General features: G+C 48.2%; 13 protein-coding genes and 2 pseudogenes. All 15 read left to right on the forward strand.

Annotated features, from left to right (window positions below; all coding sequences use genetic code 11):
• Positions 1-14 precede the first annotated feature (14 nt).
• Complete coding sequence (tssH, locus tag BZG20_RS13525) at positions 15-2654, forward strand: type VI secretion system ATPase TssH (RefSeq protein ID WP_077579350.1); 2640 nt, start codon at positions 15-17, stop codon at positions 2652-2654.
• A gap of 2 nt (positions 2655-2656) precedes the next feature.
• On the forward strand, positions 2657-4228 hold the full coding sequence (locus BZG20_RS13530) for a sigma-54 dependent transcriptional regulator (RefSeq protein WP_077579351.1): 1572 nt from the start codon (positions 2657-2659) through the stop codon (positions 4226-4228).
• On the forward strand, positions 4225-4899 hold the full coding sequence (vasI, locus tag BZG20_RS13535; protein WP_241829538.1) for a type VI secretion system-associated protein VasI: 675 nt from the start codon (positions 4225-4227) through the stop codon (positions 4897-4899). Before BZG20_RS13530 ends, vasI begins: the two co-directional genes overlap by 4 nt.
• Before the next feature lie 2 nt (positions 4900-4901).
• Positions 4902-6317 carry a type VI secretion system protein TssA gene (gene tssA / locus BZG20_RS13540; protein WP_077579352.1) on the forward strand — a complete coding sequence of 472 codons (1416 nt, stop codon included), beginning with the start codon at positions 4902-4904 and terminating at the stop codon, positions 6315-6317.
• A 61-nt stretch (positions 6318-6378) separates the two neighbouring features.
• Positions 6379-9879: a type VI secretion system membrane subunit TssM gene (tssM, locus tag BZG20_RS13545; protein ID WP_198531497.1), complete on the forward strand. Its 3501-nt coding sequence runs from the start codon at positions 6379-6381 to the stop codon at positions 9877-9879.
• Between the two features lie 51 nt (positions 9880-9930).
• The gene (locus BZG20_RS13550; protein ID WP_077579354.1) at positions 9931-11217 is read left to right on the forward strand and encodes a type VI secretion system ImpA family N-terminal domain-containing protein; all 1287 of its coding nucleotides are present in this window, start codon (positions 9931-9933) and stop codon (positions 11215-11217) included.
• A gap of 186 nt (positions 11218-11403) precedes the next feature.
• Positions 11404-11922 carry a type VI secretion system effector Hcp-2 gene (gene hcp-2, locus BZG20_RS13555; protein WP_077579355.1) on the forward strand — a complete coding sequence of 173 codons (519 nt, stop codon included), beginning with the start codon at positions 11404-11406 and terminating at the stop codon, positions 11920-11922.
• 123 nt (positions 11923-12045) lie between these two features.
• Positions 12046-13773: pseudogene (locus BZG20_RS13560) on the forward strand (type VI secretion system tip protein VgrG); the annotation flags it as partial.
• A 43-nt stretch (positions 13774-13816) separates the two neighbouring features.
• A pseudogene (locus BZG20_RS13565) lies at positions 13817-14305 on the forward strand (type VI secretion system tip protein VgrG); the annotation flags it as partial.
• A 218-nt stretch (positions 14306-14523) separates the two neighbouring features.
• Positions 14524-15414, forward strand: coding sequence for a DUF4123 domain-containing protein (locus BZG20_RS13570; RefSeq protein WP_077579358.1), 891 nt, complete (start codon positions 14524-14526; stop codon positions 15412-15414).
• Positions 15411-18698 (forward strand): T6SS effector BTH_I2691 family protein, encoded by a 3288-nt coding sequence (locus BZG20_RS16210; RefSeq protein WP_077579359.1) that lies wholly within the window; start codon positions 15411-15413, stop codon positions 18696-18698. Before BZG20_RS13570 ends, BZG20_RS16210 begins: the two co-directional genes overlap by 4 nt.
• On the forward strand, positions 18699-19430 hold the full coding sequence (locus BZG20_RS13580; RefSeq protein ID WP_077579360.1) for a hypothetical protein: 732 nt from the start codon (positions 18699-18701) through the stop codon (positions 19428-19430). It abuts the gene before it with no gap.
• Between the two features lie 71 nt (positions 19431-19501).
• Complete coding sequence (locus tag BZG20_RS13585; RefSeq protein ID WP_077579361.1) at positions 19502-20146, forward strand: hypothetical protein; 645 nt, start codon at positions 19502-19504, stop codon at positions 20144-20146.
• A gap of 196 nt (positions 20147-20342) precedes the next feature.
• Positions 20343-21077: a hypothetical protein gene (locus tag BZG20_RS13590; protein WP_077579362.1), complete on the forward strand. Its 735-nt coding sequence runs from the start codon at positions 20343-20345 to the stop codon at positions 21075-21077.
• A 57-nt stretch (positions 21078-21134) separates the two neighbouring features.
• A partial coding sequence (locus BZG20_RS13595) for a hypothetical protein (protein ID WP_077579363.1) occupies positions 21135-21789 on the forward strand: 655 nt, incomplete at its 3' end.

Genomic DNA, 21789 nt, shown 5'->3' on the forward strand with positions numbered 1-21789 from the left:
AACTAGGTGTCCCCGTGATTCGAATTGAATTATCTACGCTTATCTCGAAGCTGAATGAGCAAAGTAAGCTGGCGCTAGAACAAGCGGCTTCTCTGTGTATTGAGCGTCATCATCCTGAGGTGTTGGTTGAGCATTTTATTGAAGTATTGCTCGACAACCCCCTGTCTGACGTTCGCCTTATTGCCAAGCAAGCCAATATTGATACTGACCAGTTAAAGCAAGCGCTGGCGGGTAATTATGAGCGTGATACCACACTTGACACTTACCCTGCGTTTTCGCCGCTATTGGTTGAAGTCCTTCAAGAAGCGTGGTTGCTATCAACCACAGAGCTAAACCAATCAGAATTGCGGTCGGGAAGCGTCTTTTTTGCGGTGTTGAATCGTGTCGATCGCTATTTGTCGCGTTCGGCATCCAAGTTATTAGCGAGCATTAACCGTGAGAGCCTAAAAACGCACTTTGACGCCATTGTCGCGGATTCTGCTGAAACCGCTGTGGAAAGTGGCAATAAAAAAGGATCAAAAGCGCCATCGATGGAAGGAAGCGAGTCACCGCTTTACAAATATTGCTCAAATATTACCGCGCAAGCTAAAAATGGCGAACTTGATCCTGTGCTTTGTCGAGAAGAAGAGCTCAACCTGATGGTTGATATTCTTTGTCGCCGCCGTAAAAACAACCCGATCGTGGTTGGTGACGCCGGGGTAGGTAAAAGCGCAATGGTTGAAGGACTGGCTCTTCGTATTGCCGCTGGCAATGTGCCTGATCGTTTGCAAAACGTTGAGCTTTTCTGTCTGGATTTAGGTTTGCTGCAAGCCGGTGCATCGGTTAAGGGCGAATTTGAGAAGCGCTTGAAGGGCGTTATTGATGGGATAAAAAGTGCTCCCAACCCTATCATTTTGTTTATCGATGAAGCGCATACACTCATTGGATCCGGCAACCAAGAGGGTGGTAGTGATGCCGCCAACTTGCTCAAGCCAGCCTTAGCGCGTGGTGAGTTAAGTACCATTGCCGCAACGACTTGGAAAGAATACAAAAAATATTTCGAGAAAGATCCAGCGCTGACTCGTCGTTTTCAATTGGTGAAGCTTGAGGAGCCATCTGTTGACCAGGCCGTTGATATCATGCGAGGGCTTGGCAGTGTGTACGAAAAAGCGCACGGTGTGTTGATTGCTGATGATGCGCTCAAAGCGGCTGCCGAGCTGTCTGCACGGTATTTGTCTGGACGTCAGCTACCTGATAAAGCGATTGACGTGCTCGACACCGCTTGTGCGCGTATCGCGATTAATCTGACGACGCCTCCTAAGCGTTTAGCGCTATTGGAGACACTTTGCCATCAGCGTCAGCAAGAAATCGAGATGTTGAAGCGCGCACAATTTATTGGTCAACCTGTCGATCAGGTTCGCTTAGACGAATTAGAAACTCAAGAGCAAGCGGACGAAGCCGAGAAGCATGCACTGCAAGCACGCTGGGACGAGCAGCGTTTATTGGTTGAGGAAATCATTGATCTACGCGCGACATTGTTAACCCCGCCACTGTCAGCTGAGCTCAATGAAGGGCAAGGTGATGAAGTGTCACAAGAGCAAGACCGTGACGCGTTAGCAAAGACATTGGCAGACAAATACGATGCATTGAACGCTATTCCGCATGATCAGCGCTTGATGCACCCTCACGTCGACGCCGAACAGGTGGCAGAAGTTATCTCGGATTGGACGGGTGTGCCTATCGATCAAATGAACAGCGATGAGCTCTACAAAATCACAAACCTGACAACGCTGCTGGGTCAGGCGATTAAAGGGCAAGATATCGCGATAGAGCGTGTACATCGTCATTTGCTAACCGCACGTGCTGATTTGAGACGATCTGGACGCCCCAAAGGCGCATTTCTACTCGTGGGCCCAAGTGGTGTGGGCAAGACAGAGACAGTGGTTCAATTGGCTCAACAGCTGTATGGCGGTAAACAATTCTTAACCACCATCAATATGTCCGAGTACCAAGAAAAACACACCGTCTCTCGACTGATTGGTTCGCCCCCAGGGTATGTCGGATACGGTGAAGGTGGTGTCTTGACAGAGGCCATTCGCAAAATGCCGTATTCAGTGGTCTTGCTGGATGAAGTGGAAAAAGCTCACCCAGAAGTGCTGAACATCTTCTATCAAGCGTTTGATAAAGGTGAGCTGGCCGATGGCGAAGGCCGCATGATCGACTGCCAAAACACCGTGTTCTTCCTAACGTCGAACCTAGGCTATCAAACTATCGTCGACCATGCGCATCAACCGGATGCGATCGATGATGCTTTGTATCCAGAGCTTGCTGCATTCTTCAAACCAGCGTTGCTCGCGCGGATGGAAGTGGTGCCTTATGTGCCGCTTGAGCGAGACGTATTGGCAGAAATTGTTCGTGGGAAGCTCACGCACTTGGAAAACACCTTTTCGCAACGCTATGGCGCGACGGTGGACGTTGACGATAGCCTGATTGAAGAGATCTTAAAACGGGCCACGCGTAGTGAGAATGGCGCCCGTATGCTTGAGGCGATTATCGAAGGGCAGTTGTTGCCGCCTGTGTCTCTTGAGCTATTGAACAAGCTGGCAGACAAAGCAGAGATCACGCACGTGCGTTTATTTGCCGAAGAGGGCGAATTTAAAGGCGAGGTAGAGTAAGAATGCGTAACTGGCTAGCTTATGTTACTGACCTTGCTCGGGAAAGGCGAACAGCTGATTTACAGGATCGCTTTATCCAAGTGTTGGTCAAGGAGCTCAAGCTGCGCAAGGGAATGCTGCTGGTTCCTAGTTGCGATGGCAGACAACTCGTCTGCCATGCCAGCGGGGAATCTTGGTCTGTTACAGATTTTGATACCCCATTTGCTCACGTTTTACAAAATGCGGCACCAAAGCACCTCGAGGCGGAAGAGATTGTTTTTTGGCAATCTAATCGTGCTTTCCGTCAGGCGATTGGTGAGCTTGGCTTTTTTGAAGCTGTATCCATCCGGCCGCTGATCCGCCATGACAAAAATGTAAAGCTGCTACTTTGCTTGGTTGGTGACAGCCAAGCATTGTCTGCGCTTTGGCATGATGAGGCCTTTTTACAGGTAGTCGATGTTTTCCAACACCAGTGGTCATTGCTGAGTGACATGGAAGGAGAAGAGAGCAATCGTCGCGCCTTAAAAGCATCGCTGACGGATATCGAAAAACAAACGCGTCAACAAGAGCGAGCGGCCAGTCTGGCCTCGACGCTAATCGGTGATAGCGGATTGATGGTTCGCCTGCGTGAACAGATTGCTAATGCCGCGTCATCGCAACTTTCGGTATTGGTGCAAGGTGAAACGGGCAGCGGTAAAGAGTTAGTTGCGCGAGCAGTCCATGATTTGTCTCCTCGTCAGCATCAGCCTTTTGTGCCTATAAACTGCGCAGCCATTCCAGAGCACCTGCTTGAGAGTGAGCTGTTCGGTTATGAAAAAGGCGCTTTTTCTGGGGCCGTGGGTGACAAAGAGGGATTAATTGCACAAGCGAACGGCGGCACGCTATTTCTGGATGAAATCGGCGATATGCCTTTAAGTTTACAAGCTAAGTTGCTTCGCGTACTCGAACTGGGCGCATTTCGTCCAGTCGGTGGGCATCAAGAACGTCAATCAGATTTTCGTCTGGTCTCAGCGACGCATGTGCAATTACTCGACAAAGTTAAGGCGGGAACATTTCGCCAAGATCTTTACTATCGATTGCTTCAATACCCCATTCATGTGCCTGCATTGGCGAAACGTAAAGAGGACGTGCGCCAACTGAGCCACCATTTTATTACGCGATTTAATCAACAACATGGCACGAGCATTGGAGAGTTGCAGCCTCAAACACTTGATATGCTGCTGCATTACTCTTTTCCTGGGAATGTCAGAGAGTTAAAGCACCTTGTTGAATACGCCTGTGCGCAAACACCGGATGGTGAATCCATCGATAGAGCGGCGTTTAGTGGACGAGTGGGGGGAGCCCCTCCTCCAGCACGCGAGAGTATATCGTCCGCTGCGTTTGAGAATGGGATGTCGAATGTAAGCAGCGTATTAAACATTGATGCGGCGTCTATCGCTGATCTCAAACAAGCCTTGCTGGATTTTGAACAATGTATTATTTCGGATCGGCTATCCATGTTCGATGGCGATAAGAGTAAAGCTGCCGAGAGTTTGGGTATTCCTCATCGGACCCTAACCTATAAGTGCCGAAAACTAGGGATAAAAGCCCCATGAATAAGCAAAACTATTGTCTACTAGCCGGGGTCATGTTGGTGTCAGTGATGGCCTCGTCCACGGTGATAGGTGCCCCTATTTCTGCTCAACAACAAGTTGAGCAAGCTAAACAATGCCGCGTGGTGACGTCACGACTCGATCGTCTTGCATGCTTTGATCGTGTATTTAACACCCAAGTGGCGCCGGCCGAACCAACAGACAATCAATCTCAAAAGCCGTTGCAATGGCGACGTGCGATGACAGCCGCACAAGAAAGCGCTCCCCAGTCTTGGTCGTTGACCGAGAAGGGCGAGGGCCGAGGCAGCAGCGCGTGGATTACATTGCGGGCAAGTAATCTTTCGACTGGTTTCCGAGGCAGTGAACAGCCGCTGTTAATGCTTAGCTGTATCGATAATTTAAGTCGTGTTGAACTGATGCTTCCCGAGCCGATTGAGGATGGGCGAATGAAGTTGACTTTCCCAAATGGCCAGACGCAATACTGGCGTAACGGTGATTTAGGGGTCGTGCTTTCCTCGTCGCGGGGGTTGCCTGCGATTCGGTTAATGAAGGCATTGGCCAGAGAAGATCGCTTAACCATTCGTTCAAACTCCCAATACGTTGATGGTTTAACTTTTGATACCCAGCCGTTACCTGAGACGCTGGGTGCGCTTCGTTCTCGTTGTGGTTGGTAAACATGGAATTGAAAGACTATAAACGCTGTATTTCGCAACCAATCTCCGAGAACAGCGCCGTGGGCGAGCGGTTAGTGGACGATCCATTGTTTGATTTTGTTGAAGATCAAATGATGAAGGTTGGCTCGCTGTCCCATGCCGATGTGCAATGGGATGAGGTAGAGCACAGCGTCGTAAAACTGTTAGCGGAAAAGAGTAAAGACATTAAGTTGTTGACCTACTTGCTTCAGTGCCTGCATAACCAAGCCTCGCCAGCGCGTTTTATTCTCGCGTTTGAGGTGATGGCCAGCTTCATGACCCAGTATTGGGAAGACAGCTTCCCTGCCCCTGGCAAACGCGGCAATCTACCGCGTCGTAAGTTCTTTAGCCAAATGGCACAACGTTTTTCTATCGCGGTAGACAAAACCGACTTTGGTCAGTTTGATGCACAAGACAGAGAGGCGCTTAACCAAGCGGTGGAAGAATGGGAAAAGGCGATTGAAGGAAAAGCGCTCGCGAATGATGTCGTAAGCAGCGTCGTCAACAGTATTCGCGCCGAATTGCGCAAAGCGGAAGAGCGTCAGCGCGCGAACCAGGCAGCTAAAGAAACACCAACGTCCTCATCGCGCACGGCCACCACCACATCCACCAGTAGCGCTGGCTTAGATGTTGATCACTCCAGTGATAAGGCAACCAAGCAAACGTTACTTAAAATTGCTTCATTTTTGGCTGAGCAAGAAGACGGTGTGCCGTTGGCGATACGACTTCGACGCTATGCGGTCTGGTACAGCATTACCGCCTTACCCGATCATAAAACCGGGGGAGAAACGCAACTCCGTGGTATGCAGCAAGACCGAGTCAAAGATTATCAAGATAAGATGCGTCACCCTGATCTCGCGCTGTGGCGTCAGGTTGAACAAAGCCTCACCATGGCACCTTATTGGTTTGAAGGTCACCTGATGAGCCACACCATTGCGCAGAAGCTCGGCCACGCTAACTGGTGTGAGGCGATTCAATCGGAGGTCAGTCAATTTCTCGAGCGTCTTCCCGGACTGAAAGACTTACAGTTCAAAGGGGGAGAGCCGTTTGTATCGGATGCAGTTAAAGATTGGCTTGCCAGTGGAACTGGCGGTCAAGCGGCTGGCAAAGCGGTTGGCGGTGACTGGCAAGAGAAGAAAAAGGAAGCGCTATCGCTCGCCAAAGAAGGTGGGATAGCCGTGGCGTTATCCATGCTCAATGATGGATTACAAGCGGCCAGAGAGCCTCGCGACCATTTTTATTGGCGGATGATCTCGGCGGATTTGCTGCAAGCGAACCAACTGAACAGCATGGCTCAGGAGCAGTATCAAACGCTACACCAAGAAATCAAAACCATGAGCGTCACCGACTGGGAACCCAGCTTGGTTGAACAACTTGAACGCAATACAACGTCAGAGTGATTAAGGGCGAAAATTCATGTGGAAAAACATTTTTAAAATAGCGAAAAAGCTCAAGCCTGGCATGGTCGCAGCGTTTCCTATTTTATTGGCAGCGATTTTTATACTCGTTAATGTCGCCATTTGGTGGGCTGGCCCTTGGTTAACCATTGGTGAACAAAAGCCACTGGCCTCGGTGACAGCGCGTGCAATATGTAGTGGTTTTATTACCCTAGGCGCACTGGCAATTTGGGGTGTGTGGCAATGGCGTAAGTTGCAAAGTATTCAAGCGGAGCAAGCGCATACCGAACGACTTCGAGAAGATCCGATTCAAGTCTACGAAGAGCGCCAAGAGAAAGAACTAAACCAGGTTGTTGCCAACATGAAGCAAAACCTGAACAAGCGTAATCACCTTTATGCGTTACCTTGGTATTTGGTGCTAGGGCTTGAAAATGCGGGTAAGACCAGCCTGATTAATCGTTCTGGACAAAACTTTGTCTTTTCGTCGGTGATGCGCGCATCCGGGAAAAAAAGCGAAAACCCTTTTTCCTTTGATTGGTGGATAGGGGATGAGTCTGTCCTTATCGACCCTGACGGTGAATTGCTCACACAAGGCAATAAAGATGAAAACAATGATGGTGAGCTGGAGCGTCGTCTTTGGTCTCACTTCGTTAAATGGTTAGAGCAGACCCGCAGTCGCCGTCCGCTAAATGGTATTGTATTGACTCTTGATGCTTCGCACCTCGCGACGGCGACAGCGTCAGAACGTAAAGCATACGCCAATTTACTGCGCGCTCGGTTGCGTGAGTTAATGGAGACCCTCTCGACGCGCTTGCCTGTTTACATTGCGCTAACCAAGCTTGATTTGCTCTATGGGTTTGAACCCTTTTTTAAGCACTATTCAAAGCAGCAACGCGACGAAGTGCTTGGCTTTACCTTTTCGCTAAACTCGGTTGATGATCTTGATTCTTGGCTTAAAGAATTTGATGAAGACTACTCTGCCTTCATTGAGCGGATTAATGCCATTGTTCCTCACGCATTAGCTGCCCCGCTGGATTTTGAAGATCGTAAAGCAATTTACAGCTTTTCACGCCAAGTGGCAGGGCTGAAAGACATTCTAGCGACTTTCTTTAATGAAGCCTTAGCCAGTGATCAGTTCTCGACCTCTGCTTTAGTTAGGGGCGCATACTTTACGTCTGTGTATCAACAGGGCGTGCCGACCAACGCGTTTGATGATGCCGCTTCTCGTCGTTATGGATTGTCACACGCGGTCAATCACGCGCAGAAGTCGAAAAATTCGACGGTGTATTTTACCCAAAAACTGTTCAGCAACATCATCTACCCGGAGGCGGGGCTCGCATCGGATAACTTCCGTGTCGCCAAGCATAAGCGCCGTCTGATGGGGATGTCGGTATTGGCGTGCTCGATTGCCACTGTGTTACTGGTGGGGACTTGGCACCGCTATTACTTGGCCAACGTCGCGCATGCTGATGCGGTATTGACCAAGGTCGATCAATATAAAACACAGTTTCCTAGTAATGCCGATGGCGCATCCCAGCGTGAGGTATTAAAGCCGCTTAATCAGATCCGCCAAGCCACGTTAGAATTTGGCTTTTTCCGTGAAAAGCCCAAATACATTTCTGATTTTGGTCTTTATCAGGGGCATGTGATTGGTCCTAAAGTCGAGCAAACTTACCTCAACTTGCTGAAGAGCCGTTTCTTGCCGTTATTAATGGCAGATACCGTGGTTGATTTGAATCAGGCTACGACGGATCAAGAGCAGTTGGTGGCTTTGCGAGTCTATCGCATGATGGTTGATAAAAGTGGTCGCTATCACGATTACGTAATGGACTATTTCAGCCAGCAGTGGCAGCGTGAGTTCGCAGGGCAAAAGGTTATTCAAGAGCGTTTACTGGGTCACCTGGATTACGCCATGCGACACACGGACCTGACCGCAGCACGCCGTCAAGGTGATGAGGTGGCAGAGCGTGTGATGCGCCCTTACGACATGACCATTGCCCGTGCTCAAGCAGATCTTCGCACTATGCCGACCGATCAGCGTGTGTATCGTAACTTGAAGCTGGATGCCGAGACGGTATTGGGCGCGCCAATGAACTTACGTAATGCTGTTGGGCCGGTATTTGATGTGGTGTTTGAAGAAAGGGAAGTGGACAGTGACAACCTGTACATTCCGCAAATGCTCACTAAAAAAGGCTTCGAAGATTACTTTGTGCCCAAGCTGCAATCTGTCTCTGATTTGGCTCTGATTGATAGTTGGGTACTGGGTGAAGCCGAGACGGCAGAGTTCAGCAAAGCCGATAAGAAGGCATTGCGTAATAAAATTCGCGATCTTTATGTTGCTGACTATACCAACAGCTGGCGGATGGCTCTTAATGAAATTGATGTCAAATTCTTCAGTGATATCAACGATGCAGTGTCGGTACTGGATAACTTCACCGGCCACGTGGGGCCGCTACAACGTTTGTTACGCACGTTGGAGACCAACACGCAGCTAGCGTCTGGTTTGGGACTAGATGAAGAAGCGCAAGATGCCATTGCAGAAAACCCCAAATACAAGGTGGCATCACAAATTCAAGCGCCGTTTGCTGACTTAAATAGCTTGCTAAAAGCGGTGAACGATAAACCTGCTTACTTGAGTGAAGTTCTCGCGTCGGTTCAAGAGCTGAAGAGTTACTTGAAATCGATTCAAGATGCACCGGATGTTGGCACTGCTGCGCTCGATGCCACCAAAGCTCGCGTGAAACTGGTTAATACAGACCCCATTTATACGCTTAAGCGTATCGCCACAGGCTTGCCTGAGCCACTTGATGGCATGGTGGATAAGCTGGCAGACGAGAGCTGGCATGTCGTCAAACAAGCTGCGATCAAGCACCTGGAAGTTCGTTGGTATCAAGATGTTTATCGTCCATACCAACAAAAGTTAGCCAATCGCTATCCGTTTAATCCTAAGGCGAGTAAAGATGCCTCGTTGACGGACTTTGAGCGCTTCTTCGCGCCGGGTGGTACGCTTGATAACTTCTACAACACGCAACTGAAAATGTTTATTGATGAAAACATTTCAGTGGGAGACAAAGGCGTGGATGGCTCCCTGATCCGTCGTGATTTGTTGGCTCAGATCCGCCAAGCGCAAAAAATCCGTGAAGCCTTCTTTAATCGTAAAGGGATTTTGGACGTGAGCTTCTCGGTTGAGCCGTTACGTTTGAGCAGTAACAAACGTCGAAGTGTCCTGAATGTTGATGGGCAGTATGTTACCTATAGTCACGGACCAAGAGACAGCATTGAGCTAATCTGGCCAAATACATTACGCGACTCAGCAACATCAAAACTGACGCTGGTTCCGACAAAAACCAACTTGTCGCCGCGTAGTGTAGTCATTCGAGGACCATGGGCGCTGTTCCGCTTACTGGATAGAGGGGCTGTTGTCTCTGCAAGTACTACGTCCGTTGACTATCAGTTCAATGTCGACGGGGGTGGGATGATCTATCGAGTGAATGCCCAAGCGGCCACTAACCCGTTTACTCAACGCTTGTTCAAGTCGTTCAAGCTCTCCCGCAACCTCTACTAACTGATCATGGGGCGAGTGCACTCGCCCCTGCTTTATCAGGAATGCTAAGCCATGTCTTTTATTCTCTCTATTGATAATCAGCCGTTTCGTGTTATCCAAGATGTTCAACCATTGCGTGATGACGAACGTTATCAAGCAATTAGAGACCAAATCAACAAACGCCACTCGCCACTATCTGGGGGGACCGACTGGCAATTTGTAAAAGATAACTGTCAAGCACTCGCCAGTGAGCAAGGCATTGATTTACTACTCAGTGGTTACTATGCCGTCGCGGCGTTAAAGGTTGGCGGTTTGGCAGGATTTGCAAATGGGCTGGAGCTGATCCTTGCTTGTTTGAATAACGAAGAAGCGGTCTCTGAAAAACGTGCCCGGGCGCGTAAAGAGGCGCTGGAGTGGGTAAATGCTCGCGTACTGGGCGAGCTTAATCAGATAAAGCCAGATCAACAAGCATTGCGCGATTTGTATCGTTGCGAACGGCTTTGTGATGCCCTTTACCATGTTTTGGCCCAACAGCAACCCAGTTACACGGTCGATTATGAAGGGTTGGCCTATGTATTGTTTGAGCATATTGACCGTATAGAAACGCGTTTTCATAGCGCGATAAAGCAACAGCAGAAAAATGAGAGCCTTAACCCGACGATCACGGTTAAAAAAAGCCGACTGCGCAGTTTACTGGCAGGAATTGTAGGTGCCGGCCTAGTGGTGACCGCCTGGCAGGTCTACCCACATATTCCCTATTTTCAAACCCCGTATAAAGTGGAGACGCCACAGCCTTCCCTTAACAATACGCAAGCGCTGAGTGTGTTCACCGAGCAGCATTCGCCGTCAACCCTATCGCGGTGGGAGCCACAATTTATTTCTTTATACACGGGCGCGGTCGAGCAGGAGATGGCGCAATCGGTTGAAGCGGCGAAAACCTCTGCCAAACAACACCTCAATGCGTTAACCACCTTGTACGGTGATAACGAGAAAACGACCTCATTAGTAGCAACTTACCAAGCTGAGCGTGCTAAAGCGTTGGAAAGCACAGCAAAATACATCGATAAGTTTCGCGCAGTTCGAACAAAGATGGCGAACATTGCGTTGCTGGCAGAGCAAAATCGCTGGTGGGCATTACAGAAGCAGACACGCTCACTGGAGAGTTTTGCTATCGGACTGTCTCCTATCTATGGTCGCGCGGATTATGTCACAACTTTGGTTGAACAGGGTGAGATAGACAAAGCGAACCAAGAGCTGTCGGTGCTTACTGAACGCCTGAATCACTTGAGCTGGAAAGTGTCTCAGCTGCAAGAGGTGATTAAAGAAAACCAGAGTAAAGCGGTGCAAAGGCGTCAGTAATGCTAAGCAACTTTTTGCTTGGCTTGGCAAGAAGTTGCTTGGCACGTGCAAAAAATTGGTCAGCCATATTCTAAGGTTCTGATTTATATAGATAAAAAACTTGGCATGCATTTCGCAAGATAAGACAGCGAACAGGCACACCGCCACGGTGGCGATGTGTCTTCCATGACATATAAAGGAGCGATTATGCCAACGCCATGTTATATCTCGATTGAAGGTGAAACTCAGGGTTTGATTACTGCCGGTGCCTGCACCGCGGATTCTATCGGTGATGCCTTTGTCGAAGGCCATGAAGACGAGATGCTGGTACAACAGTTTGACCACAATGTGACCGTACCGACGGACCCTCAGTCCGGTCAGCCATCAGGCCAACGTGTGCACAAGCCATTTAAATTCACCGTTGCGCTCAACAAAGCGGTGCCGTTGCTTTATAACGCACTGGCGTCAGGCGAGAAGATGTCCACCGTTGAGCTGAAGTGGTACCGCACCTCGATTGAAGGTAAACAAGAAAACTTCTTTACCACCAAGCTGGAAAGTGCCTCGATTGTGGACATTCACTGCGAGATGCCTCATTGCCAAGACCCGGCGAAGTCAGACTTCACGCAGAACCTGACGGTGTCGATGTCTTACCGCAAAGTGACGTGGGACCACGTCAACGCAGGCACCTCAGGCTCAGACGACTGGCGCAAGCCTATCGAAGCCTAATCTTTCATGGCGACATGAAGACACAAACAGCCTGCCTTTACGGGCGGGCTGTGGTGCGTTGAGCCAGACGGCAGGGTCTGGCTGAACGTATCAGGGTAAACAAGCAGGGCGAAGGATACACAGATGGCGACATTGCAAATAGCGTTAACCGTGGCGGGGCTCGACCCGCAACCGTTCGTGGTGGTGGACTACCAAGGGGACGAGTGCCTCTCTCACCAAGCCGGCCTGAATGGCAACCCGGTGTATGGGTTCCAGTATGAGGTGGCATTGGCCAGCCGCCATACCGACATCACGCCAGAGCAAGTGGTCGACAAGCCGGTGCAGCTGACGCTGTGGCGCAACGGCGAGCTGGTCAAACGGGTGCAGGGCATTGCCAGTGCCTTTAGCCAAGGTGACATTGGTCATCACTTTACCCGCTACCGCTTAACCTTGGTGCCCGCCTTGTATCGCCTGTCGCTTCGCCAGAACAGTCGCACCTTCCAGCACCAAACCGTGCCGACCATCTTAGACACCCTGCTCACGGAAATGGGGGTGACGGAGGTTAGCTTCTCGCTAACCCGTGACTATGCCGAACGTGAATACTGTGTGCAGCATCGAGAAAGCGACCTAGCCTTCTTCCACCGCTTAGCGGCAGAAGAAGGCTTGGTGTATCACCATGAGCACGATGCTAACACCCACACCCTGATAATAACCGATGCGCCCGACAGCTTGCCCCAGCTTGACAGTCCTGTGCCCTATAATGCTGTCAGTGGCGGTCGCACCGATACCCCGTATATCTATGGCCTGATACGCCATACCGCGGCGCAGCCTAGCCACACGGCGTTAAAAGACTACAGCTTTAAAAAGCCGCGTTACAGTTTTCAACAAGCGGCGCAAGCCGATGGCATTGATTACCAGCGCACCGACAGCTACGAGCACTTTGACTTCCCGGGCCGCTTTAAAGACGACGCCACTGGACAGGCGTTTAACCAAACCCGCCTCGAGTACTTACGCCGTGAAGCCGAACATGCCAACGGGCAAAGCAATGAACCGGCATTAAGAGCCGGCTATCGCTTTACCATCAGCGACCATCTGGATGAAAGCGTCAACCAAGCATGGCAAGTGGTGCGAGTGCATCACCAAGGCAGCCAACCGCAAGCACTGGAAGAAGAGGGCGGACAAGGGGCCACCACCTACAACAACCAGTTTATGCTTATCCCTGCCACCACTCCGTGGCGCGCAACCCCCACGCCCAAACCTCAAGTGGATGGCCCCATGATAGGCACCGTGGTGGGACCGGACGGCGAAGAAATTTTCTGTGATGAACACGGGCGAGTGAAAGTCCACTTCCCGTGGGACCGTTATTCCAACGGCGATGACAAAAGCAGCTGCTGGATACGAGTGGCGCAAGGCTGGGCAGGCAGCCAATACGGCATGATGGCGATTCCCCGCATTGGTCATGAAGTGATTGTGTCCTTCTTACACGGTGACCCTGACCAACCGATTATCACCGGCCGCACGTATCACGCGACCAATGTACCGCCTTATACTTTACCGGCACACAAAACCAAGACGGTTTGGCGCAGCGAGAGTCATCAAGGTGAGGGCTATAACGAGCTGACGTTCGAAGACCAATCGGGCAGTGAGCAAGTGTATTTACACGCGCAAAAAGACTGGCACACCGAGGTAGAAAACGACCGCGTGACCGAGATAGGTCATGACAACCACCATCAAGTACACAACGACCAATTTCATCGTGTGATGGGCAATGCGCATCATACCGTGGAGGGAGAGAGTCGCCAGTACACTCAACAAGACCAAACCCTGATTGTMGACGGCTCGCTGCATGTCAAAGCTGGCCAAGTATGGGTGACANGGTTTGGCGCAGCGAGAGTCATCAAGGTGAGGGCTATAAGTTTGGCGCAGCGAGAGTCATCAAGGTGAGGGCTATAACGAGCTGACGTTCGAAGACCAATCGGGCAGTGAGCAAGTGTATTTACACGCGCAAAAAGACTGGCACACCGAGGTAGAAAACGACCGCGTGACCGAGATAGGTCATGACAACCACCATCAAGTACACAACGACCAATTTCATCGTGTGATGGGCAATGCACATCATACCGTGGAGGGAGAGAGTCGCACCCATATTGGTGGCAACCACTCCAACCTCGTCAAAGCTAGTGAGCACTATAAAATTGGTAAGGTTCATGCTGTAGATGCAGGGAGTGACATTCACCTAAAAACGGGCGCCAAACTGGTGATCGAAGCCGGTGCAGAAGTTACCTTAAGTGCCGGCGGTAGCTTTGTGAAAGTGGATGCGGCAGGCGTGCATGCTTCTGGTGCCGCAGTGAACCTAAACTCAGGCGGCAGCGCAGGCAGTGGCCCAGGCTTTAATGGCCAAATGGCCAAGCGTCCAAAAACCATCGACGCCTTAGCCGATCCCGAAGCCGCGCCACTCCCCGATATCCAAGCGGTTGATGTAATGACCACATCAGAAACACAGCAAGGGGCACCGACGCCATCGTGGGCGCCTAGGGCGCCAGACACTCAACCATTAGCTCCTAAACGCCAAGCTGAGGCATTAAAAGGACAGTCTCCACTAAGTGAGGAGTGTGAATAGCCATGACAGTATTGGCTCACGACAATGTATTCGCTAGCGTCCCTGACATGCAGTCGCAAGAGGGCCATCGTTTGTATTTGATGGTAGATGGCGGACAAATTGAAGAGATAGCGCAGCAGCTCTATAGCTTGGAAGGGGAGTTAGACATTATGCCTGTCTATACGCAACCGCCTTATGACCAGCTGCTTACGGTTTCTCCTTTTATTGTGCGATTGACCGATGCGGTATGGACATGGTTTACCACGCTCAATCAACCCACTGCCGGATATGTATTCGCGTCTTCACACCCCGGGCTTGATGTAGCACATCAGTTACGGGACTTTATTCAAGTGCTGTCACCCTATGGCAGCAAAGTGTTCTTAAAGTTGGCGCACAGCGAATGCATTGATGCATTGCTTATCAATGATTTTGGTGGTTTTTGGTCCTTAATGTCTGCACTTTGGCTGCCGACGCGTGAAGGTTGGCAAGTTTATCATGCACCTGAGTCGGCCAAACCAGTCTCGTTGCCTTATCAACTCTCTGATCCGCAATGGAACGCGCTAGGTACAGTGGTGTGGCGCAATCAAATACAAAGCCTTAAACAACATATGCAAACTTACTTTCCTGAGCGTCTTGCCTCTCAATCAGAACCTGACCAATGGCTACAGACATGGGCAGAAACTGCGTATCGACAAGGGTTTCATACAGGGCAAGACCTGATGCAATTTTTTAATGTATTAGGTTTTGTGGGGGAGCAAGCACTCGAAGTATCCGTGTATCCCGATATAAGCAATCTTGTTCTCAATCCATCGGCAATGACGCCTTCTCAACGCATTGAGCAAGCAGCCTTATTAGCAAAGCGTGAATCAGTGCAAGCCGAGTCTTACTTAGCGAATCAGCAGGAGCAGGTATGAGTGACCCAATCTCAGCGGCCAAATGTGCCAATAATCAAGATAGCCGCGATCCAACCGGGCCGTGTCCATTAAAAGGTGGCAGCGTTGGTTTTGTTCCTGTGCGTTATGCGTTCGATAATGGCTATGAGCAAGACGATCAAACTCCTAGATTTACTTTACCCAAAAAGTGGCAAGGCGAAGCGTGGATCGAGGCAGAGCATAGCCAGCGTACATTGCGTCAACTGAGGGACGGTTGGTTATATGTCTACGACCAAGATGCGGACCGCTTGGATGAATACCAAGTATCTGGCACCAAACTCATTAAAAAGCTGGATGATGACAGCGATGGCGAAACATCAAGCCGTTTAAACTATCCCGTTAAACACACGGTCTATCTCGCGTTTTCACATCTACGCTGGACGGCGCGCTTAAAAACGCTGATGCAAGAAAAGGGTCAGCTACGTAGTGCGTGGATGCGAGAGCTCGATCTTGATTATTATCGCGAGAACATGGCGCACCCACACACCGGGAGTTTAAAGCAACTCGGGCAAAGTGTGATTGATATTGGCGAGGAGTCCGCGCCGGCTGGGCTATTCACAAGTACGTGTACACCGCTTGATGAAATCGATGATCTAGAAACCGATGATCAAGACGATCAACAACACCAGCACGTTGCACACAAACCAGGTAGCACAGTCACTGACTACAAGGTGGATTTGGAAAAACCCAATGAAGGCTTTTTTGTTGCACTGGATGATAGGTTGGCTGATGTGACCGATCTTTTCTTCCCACTGTCTACCGATGTTCAACAACTTGTAGGCTTGCAAGGGGATGAAGACACGACACACAAACTGCAAATGGCAGAGATAACTCGCGCGCTTGGCCGAGTGAAGCTACCTGAAGAGAAACTGCCTTCACATATCCGAAACAACCCCATCCAGGTGTTAGAGTTTGAGCGAGATCTCAGCGAGTATGTGGCGCTGCAACAGCGTTCAAATCAGGTGGAAGGCACGACTAGCAACAGTGTTTACTATAATACAGATGCCCCCATTACCGCCGAAGATAAACTCGCCAAAGAAACCTTAGATTTTTTAAGCGAATCAGCAATGAACGCCAAATTGCAACTTGAGGATAAATATGACACTCAGGTTGATGAAAGCTTGGTAGAAGAGGCAAGCAGGCAGTCAATTTTTACCGATGAAGTGGATTGGGAAGCGCTAGATCAGTTTCTTTCTGACCACTATAGCCAGTTACAAGGTCTTGATGAGCGTATTGCCACTCGCTACAAAGACTTTATGCATGGCATCGAACAATTAAGCACCGATCCAGCCATTGTGGGTGTAGACAATCAAGACACGGATCATTTGGTGTATCTGCTGAGCTTAATAAGTCAATACTTGGTCGGCGTCAAACACGCGATAAACAATGAAGAAGCACATGCCGAGCTGAATAAAGTTCTGGACTTTGACCAGCCTGCTAATCTATTGGCGCTGGCGTCAGTAGGTTTCTCCAAAGACAACTGGCAAGCATTGAATGATGAAGTGCAGAAGATTGAGCATCACTTTCTCGCTTTAGATAGCTCGGCAGACATGTCGGCATTGGTTGGCGCGATTGAGAGCTGGAACGGATTTACGGGCGATGTTCGTATCCAAGAGAAAGAGTGGTTTCAATCATTCGCCGAGCCTGTGAAAAAAAGTTTTGCTGCGCTGCAGCATGCGGTATCAGGGGCGGCGGAACAGACGTGGCGAGCGACAACCAACCTGTTGTTTCCTAGCCAAATGAATACCACGAGTAGCCCTTTAGGCATGATCAGTAATTTACGGTTAGTGATATTGGAGGCAATCGTTAATCCAGAAGCGATTGTTGCACACAATCCAGACTATCCAGCACAAGTTTCGGCATGGCAGCGAAAGGTGAATGCCGAAGTGGCGATGATTACACGCATCAGTCAACCACCGGTAGGGCAACCGACCCCTAAAAATCACCAGATTAAGTCCATGCATGCAGCTCAGCAAAGGCTGCAGAAGCTATTGAGTAGTGAGCTACCTCAAATGGTAATGCTAAAGCATCAAGCGGCGAATGATGCAGCGAAAAAAATGCTCAATCAAACAATAGATCGCATCTGGCAAAAAGGCGCACAAGTTGCTCAAACATCGTGGAACAAGCTCGGTAACATGGGAGGTATACTTGCGATCCTCAATATTTGGAATAGCGCATCAGTTTTACATAATATTCGCTATAAAGCCGAGCAGCACCCAGAGACTAGCTTGTGGGCAAATCCAGCACTAAGAGAGGCCACCTACTCGACCGCCTATGCGGTCTCACAGGTCGCGGGACTTTGGCGCGATGCGGCATGGAAAAAAATAATTGCGGACAAAAAGCTATTAGAAATTAGTTTAAGCGAAGCTTTAGATGTTTCTGTAACCTCCGAGAAGGCGAGACTAAGAGCTTTTACAAGAGCCACAGCGATGGTTTCGTTGTTTGGTTTTATCGCAGCAGGGTTGGAAGCATGGGATAGCTATAAGAAGTATGATGACTTGAGTAATACTCCAATGGAGAGTCTTGGTTACATTTTAAAAGGAGTAGCCACTGGTTCGCAAGCGGTTGTGTTTCTCGCTCAGGCCGTGGCAAATTTCGCCAGTAGGTTTGGAATATTAGGCACAAGTATTGGGTCAATAATTGCTACTTGGATGATGACCACACTAATGGTTGCAGGTATTTTGTCTCTACTTGCCGTTTTAATTATTAATCTTGTTAAGCGCTCAGAGCTTGAAGTGTGGTTGCTTCACTCAACTTGGGGGAAGCAAACGAAACAATGGGTTTTCCTCGAAGAGCTGAAGCGTTTGGAGCATATTATTAATAAACCTCAAATTCAGTTGAATGCTATCCCTAATCAAAACACTTCGCAACGGATGAACTTAGGTACCGAGCAATGGCAGCTAGAATTAATACTGCCTGCGTTTACTCGGGATACAAAAATTGGTTTACAAGTCACCCGCAAGCCCAAAGACAAAAATTATCACTACCGTGTCGCTGAGCCGAAACCTGCAGTAGTAGTCAATGAGCAGCGTGGCACTTGGAGCAAAGAAAAAATATCAGGTAATCCTATCTACCGATTAGATATCGGAGGTAGTACTAACGATACTGTGGCAGTACTCGTCAGCATGCCTTTTGCTTGGCAAGTATCAGAAAGTGAGATGCTTGGCTATGTGGCTGTCGGTAGTCATCAAGGTGAGCTAACTGTAAACCCAGCACCGAAGGACAAAAAACTGGGCAATCGCAACATTGAAGTGAGAGTAGACTAGATGATTTCAAAGAAAGATATTGAATTACTAGAGCAGCAGTTATACCAAGAGAAAACTGAGTATTACTGGGAGTTTTCTGGTATTGGTGGCAAGCATTCTGCTCCCGTTAGGCTGATTGTCTCTCTTTTTATTGGTCTATTTCTACCTGTATTATTAATGGTAGCTGAAGATACCCCAATATGGAGCTCTGGCTCTTTGTTTTGTTTTACATTAGCAACCATGGGGTTTTTAATGACGAGGTATCTCTTTTTCCCTGACAAACATCGCTGCTATCACTTAACATCTTTAGGTATTCATTATACAGTAAAAGATGTGATCCCAGAGGCTGCTTACAAAGTCGTTCGCGGGATTTCTTGGGTGGGTATCGCAGTCTGCATTATTGCTGGGTTTATGCTAGGTCCTCTTGCCTTTGTTGGGGCTTGTGGGTTTGCGCTGATGTCATTTGGGATGACGAATTTTCGTCCTTCTATTGATAACCATTATATATTGATCTCTGAGCGTACGGTTGTGTTTGATTTAGAGAACGATGGTGTTTTGTCATTCGTCGTCCCTGAGAAAGGTGTATATGCTTATTATGGTAATATATACACTAAGACATTCGAACAAAAGCAAAAGTTACTCTCCAAATTACGCTTACTTTTCCCAAATGTCGAATTCGTTAAGATAAAAAGATTGAAGGATAAGTCTAAACATCCTGTTTATCAGCAAGAAGAAGAGAAAGCGGCTGAGTAGTATGGCGTCCAATAACTCACTTCAATTCGGAAAAAGTTAATGATACGCACTATTGAAGTGAGAGTTTAAAAATGACTAATAGAGAAAACATAGATTCTATTAAAAAGAGACTCTATGAGGCGGAAGTCGTCCACTATTGGGAGCACAAAGGATGGGGAGGAAAGTACGAATACCTATGGCGCTGGGGAGTCGCAATATTTGTTAACTATTCAATATTTATTTTGTTATGGTTGGCTCTTGATGGTTTTACAGTAGGCAGGCCCTTTTTTTGGGTGGTTTTGTCTTTCATGACCATGATGATGTTGATAACAAGATACCTCTTTACGCCTGACAAGCATCGCTGTTATCACTTAACGCCCTTGGGTATTCATTACACAGAAAATGACATGATTCCCGATGTTGCTTATCAAGTGGTGCGTGGTTTTGCGTGGGTGGGAATCGTGGTCTGTATTATTGCCGTGTTTGTGCTCGGTCCTCTCGCGTTTGTTGGGGCAGGTGGTTTTGCGCTAATGTCGTTTGGGATGACGAATTTTAAGCCAACGACGGAAAAACATGAGGTGTTTTTTTCGGATAGACCCATATTATTTAATCCGATGAACGATAGCGTATTACGCATTGATAGTAATATTCCCACTGAATACTGCAGTAGTCGAAACTTTTACTTCTCTTCTTTGGAAGAGAAAGATGCGGTTGTATCCTTGATTAAAAAAAATTAGGAAAGATATCGAGTATGTGGAAATGGCTAAAATGAATGATATGTTTAAACATCCAATCTTCATTCAGGATTAGTATTGTTGGATATCAAAAGTAAGCATTGGTTTTATAGTGTTATGTTACCTATGGGTGATGCTCTATTTATATTAATATATCTTAAAAATCACTTGGGAGAACGGTTGAAGTAAGAGCAGAAAAATGAGTAATAGCGAAACTATAGATCCCATTGAAAAGAGACTCTACGAGGGAGAAGTTCGGCACTATTGGGAACACAAAGGATGGGGCGGAAAATTTGATCACCTTGGAATTTGGGGACTATCAATTTTTGCAGGGCTAACCCCTTTTTGCTTTCTATGGTTTGTAATCGACGAGCTCACCATAGACTCCATTGCATTTTGGGGATTATTTTCTTTCATGACGATGATGGTATTAGTCTCAAGGTATCTTTTTTTCCCCGACAAGCATCGCTGTTACTACTTAACGCCTCTGGGTATTCACTACACAGAAAAAGACATGATCCCTGATGTTGCCTATCAGGTAGTACGTGGCTTTGCATGGGTGGGTATTGTGGTCTGCATTATTGCCGCGTTTATGCTCGGTCCTCTTGCCTTTGTTGGGGCCGGTGGTTTTGCACTGATGTCGTTTGGGATGACGAATTTTCGTCCTAATGTAAACCACTCTTACATATTGATGGACGAACGAACTATTTTGTTTGACCTGATTAACGATAATGTGCTCTCTTTCACCATTCCAGAGAAAGATAATCTGGAATATAAACGTCGTGTATATACTCAAACGTATGAGGAAAAGCTCACCGTTGTAAACCACCTATATACTCTTTTCCCTAATCTAGAAGTTATCAAAATCAATAGGGCTAATGATCAATATAAACACCCTATCTATCAGCAGGAAGAAGAGAAAGCAGCCGAATAACCCACTTGAATTCGGAGAGAGCTAATTATATTCACCATTAAAGTGAGGATTAATTAAATGGCTTCTAATACAGAAACCGAAGTACTAAAAGAGCAATTGTATAAGAGTAAAGTTGAATATTATTGGGAGTTTTCTGGTATTGCTGGAAAACATTCTAGCCYCATTAGATTGGTTGTTGCTCTCTTTATTGGCTTCTTTCTACCTGTATTCTTGATGGTCGTTGAGGACACTCCGATATGGAGCTCTGGTTCTTTGTTTTGTTTTACATTAGCAACCATGGGTTTTTTAATGACGAGATATCTCTTTTTTCCTGACAAACATCGCTGTTATCACTTGACCTCATTGGGAATTCATTACACAGAGAAAGATGTGATCCCAGAGGCTGCTTACAAAGTCGTTCGCGGCATTTCTTGGGTGGGTATCGCAGTCTGTATTATTGCAGGGTTTATGCTAGGTCCTCTTGCGTTTGTTGGGGCTGGTGGGTTTGCGCTGATGTCATTTGGGATGACGAATTTTAGCCCTAAGATTGATAAGTATTGCATATTGATTTCTGAGCGTACGGTTGTGTTTGATTTAGAGAACGATGGTGTCTTATCGTTCGCTGTCCCCGAGAAAGGTGCGCATGCATACGGTGGTGATATATACACCATGACAGTCGACCAAAAGCAAGAGTTACTCTCCAAATTACACTCACTTTTTCCAAGTATCGAGT

The sequence above is a fragment of the Salinivibrio sp. IB868 genome (assembly GCF_001995655.1).
GTDB lineage: Bacteria > Pseudomonadota > Gammaproteobacteria > Enterobacterales > Vibrionaceae > Salinivibrio > Salinivibrio siamensis.

What these genes read in the sequence shown, in the direction of transcription:
- BZG20_RS13585 (WP_077579361.1), top strand. Translation starts at nt 19,502, where the DNA reads ATGACTAATAGAGAAAACATAGATTCTATTAAAAAGAGACTCTATGAG.
- tssM (WP_198531497.1), top strand. Translation starts at nt 6,379, where the DNA reads ATGGTCGCAGCGTTTCCTATTTTATTGGCAGCGATTTTTATACTCGTT.
- BZG20_RS13590 (WP_077579362.1), top strand. Translation starts at nt 20,343, where the DNA reads ATGAGTAATAGCGAAACTATAGATCCCATTGAAAAGAGACTCTACGAG.
- BZG20_RS13530 (WP_077579351.1), top strand. Translation starts at nt 2,657, where the DNA reads ATGCGTAACTGGCTAGCTTATGTTACTGACCTTGCTCGGGAAAGGCGA.
- vasI (WP_241829538.1), top strand. Translation starts at nt 4,225, where the DNA reads ATGAATAAGCAAAACTATTGTCTACTAGCCGGGGTCATGTTGGTGTCA.
- tssA (WP_077579352.1), top strand. Translation starts at nt 4,902, where the DNA reads ATGGAATTGAAAGACTATAAACGCTGTATTTCGCAACCAATCTCCGAG.
- BZG20_RS13570 (WP_077579358.1), top strand. Translation starts at nt 14,524, where the DNA reads ATGACAGTATTGGCTCACGACAATGTATTCGCTAGCGTCCCTGACATG.
- hcp-2 (WP_077579355.1), top strand. Translation starts at nt 11,404, where the DNA reads ATGCCAACGCCATGTTATATCTCGATTGAAGGTGAAACTCAGGGTTTG.
- BZG20_RS13580 (WP_077579360.1), top strand. Translation starts at nt 18,699, where the DNA reads ATGATTTCAAAGAAAGATATTGAATTACTAGAGCAGCAGTTATACCAA.
- BZG20_RS13550 (WP_077579354.1), top strand. Translation starts at nt 9,931, where the DNA reads ATGTCTTTTATTCTCTCTATTGATAATCAGCCGTTTCGTGTTATCCAA.
- BZG20_RS16210 (WP_077579359.1), top strand. Translation starts at nt 15,411, where the DNA reads ATGAGTGACCCAATCTCAGCGGCCAAATGTGCCAATAATCAAGATAGC.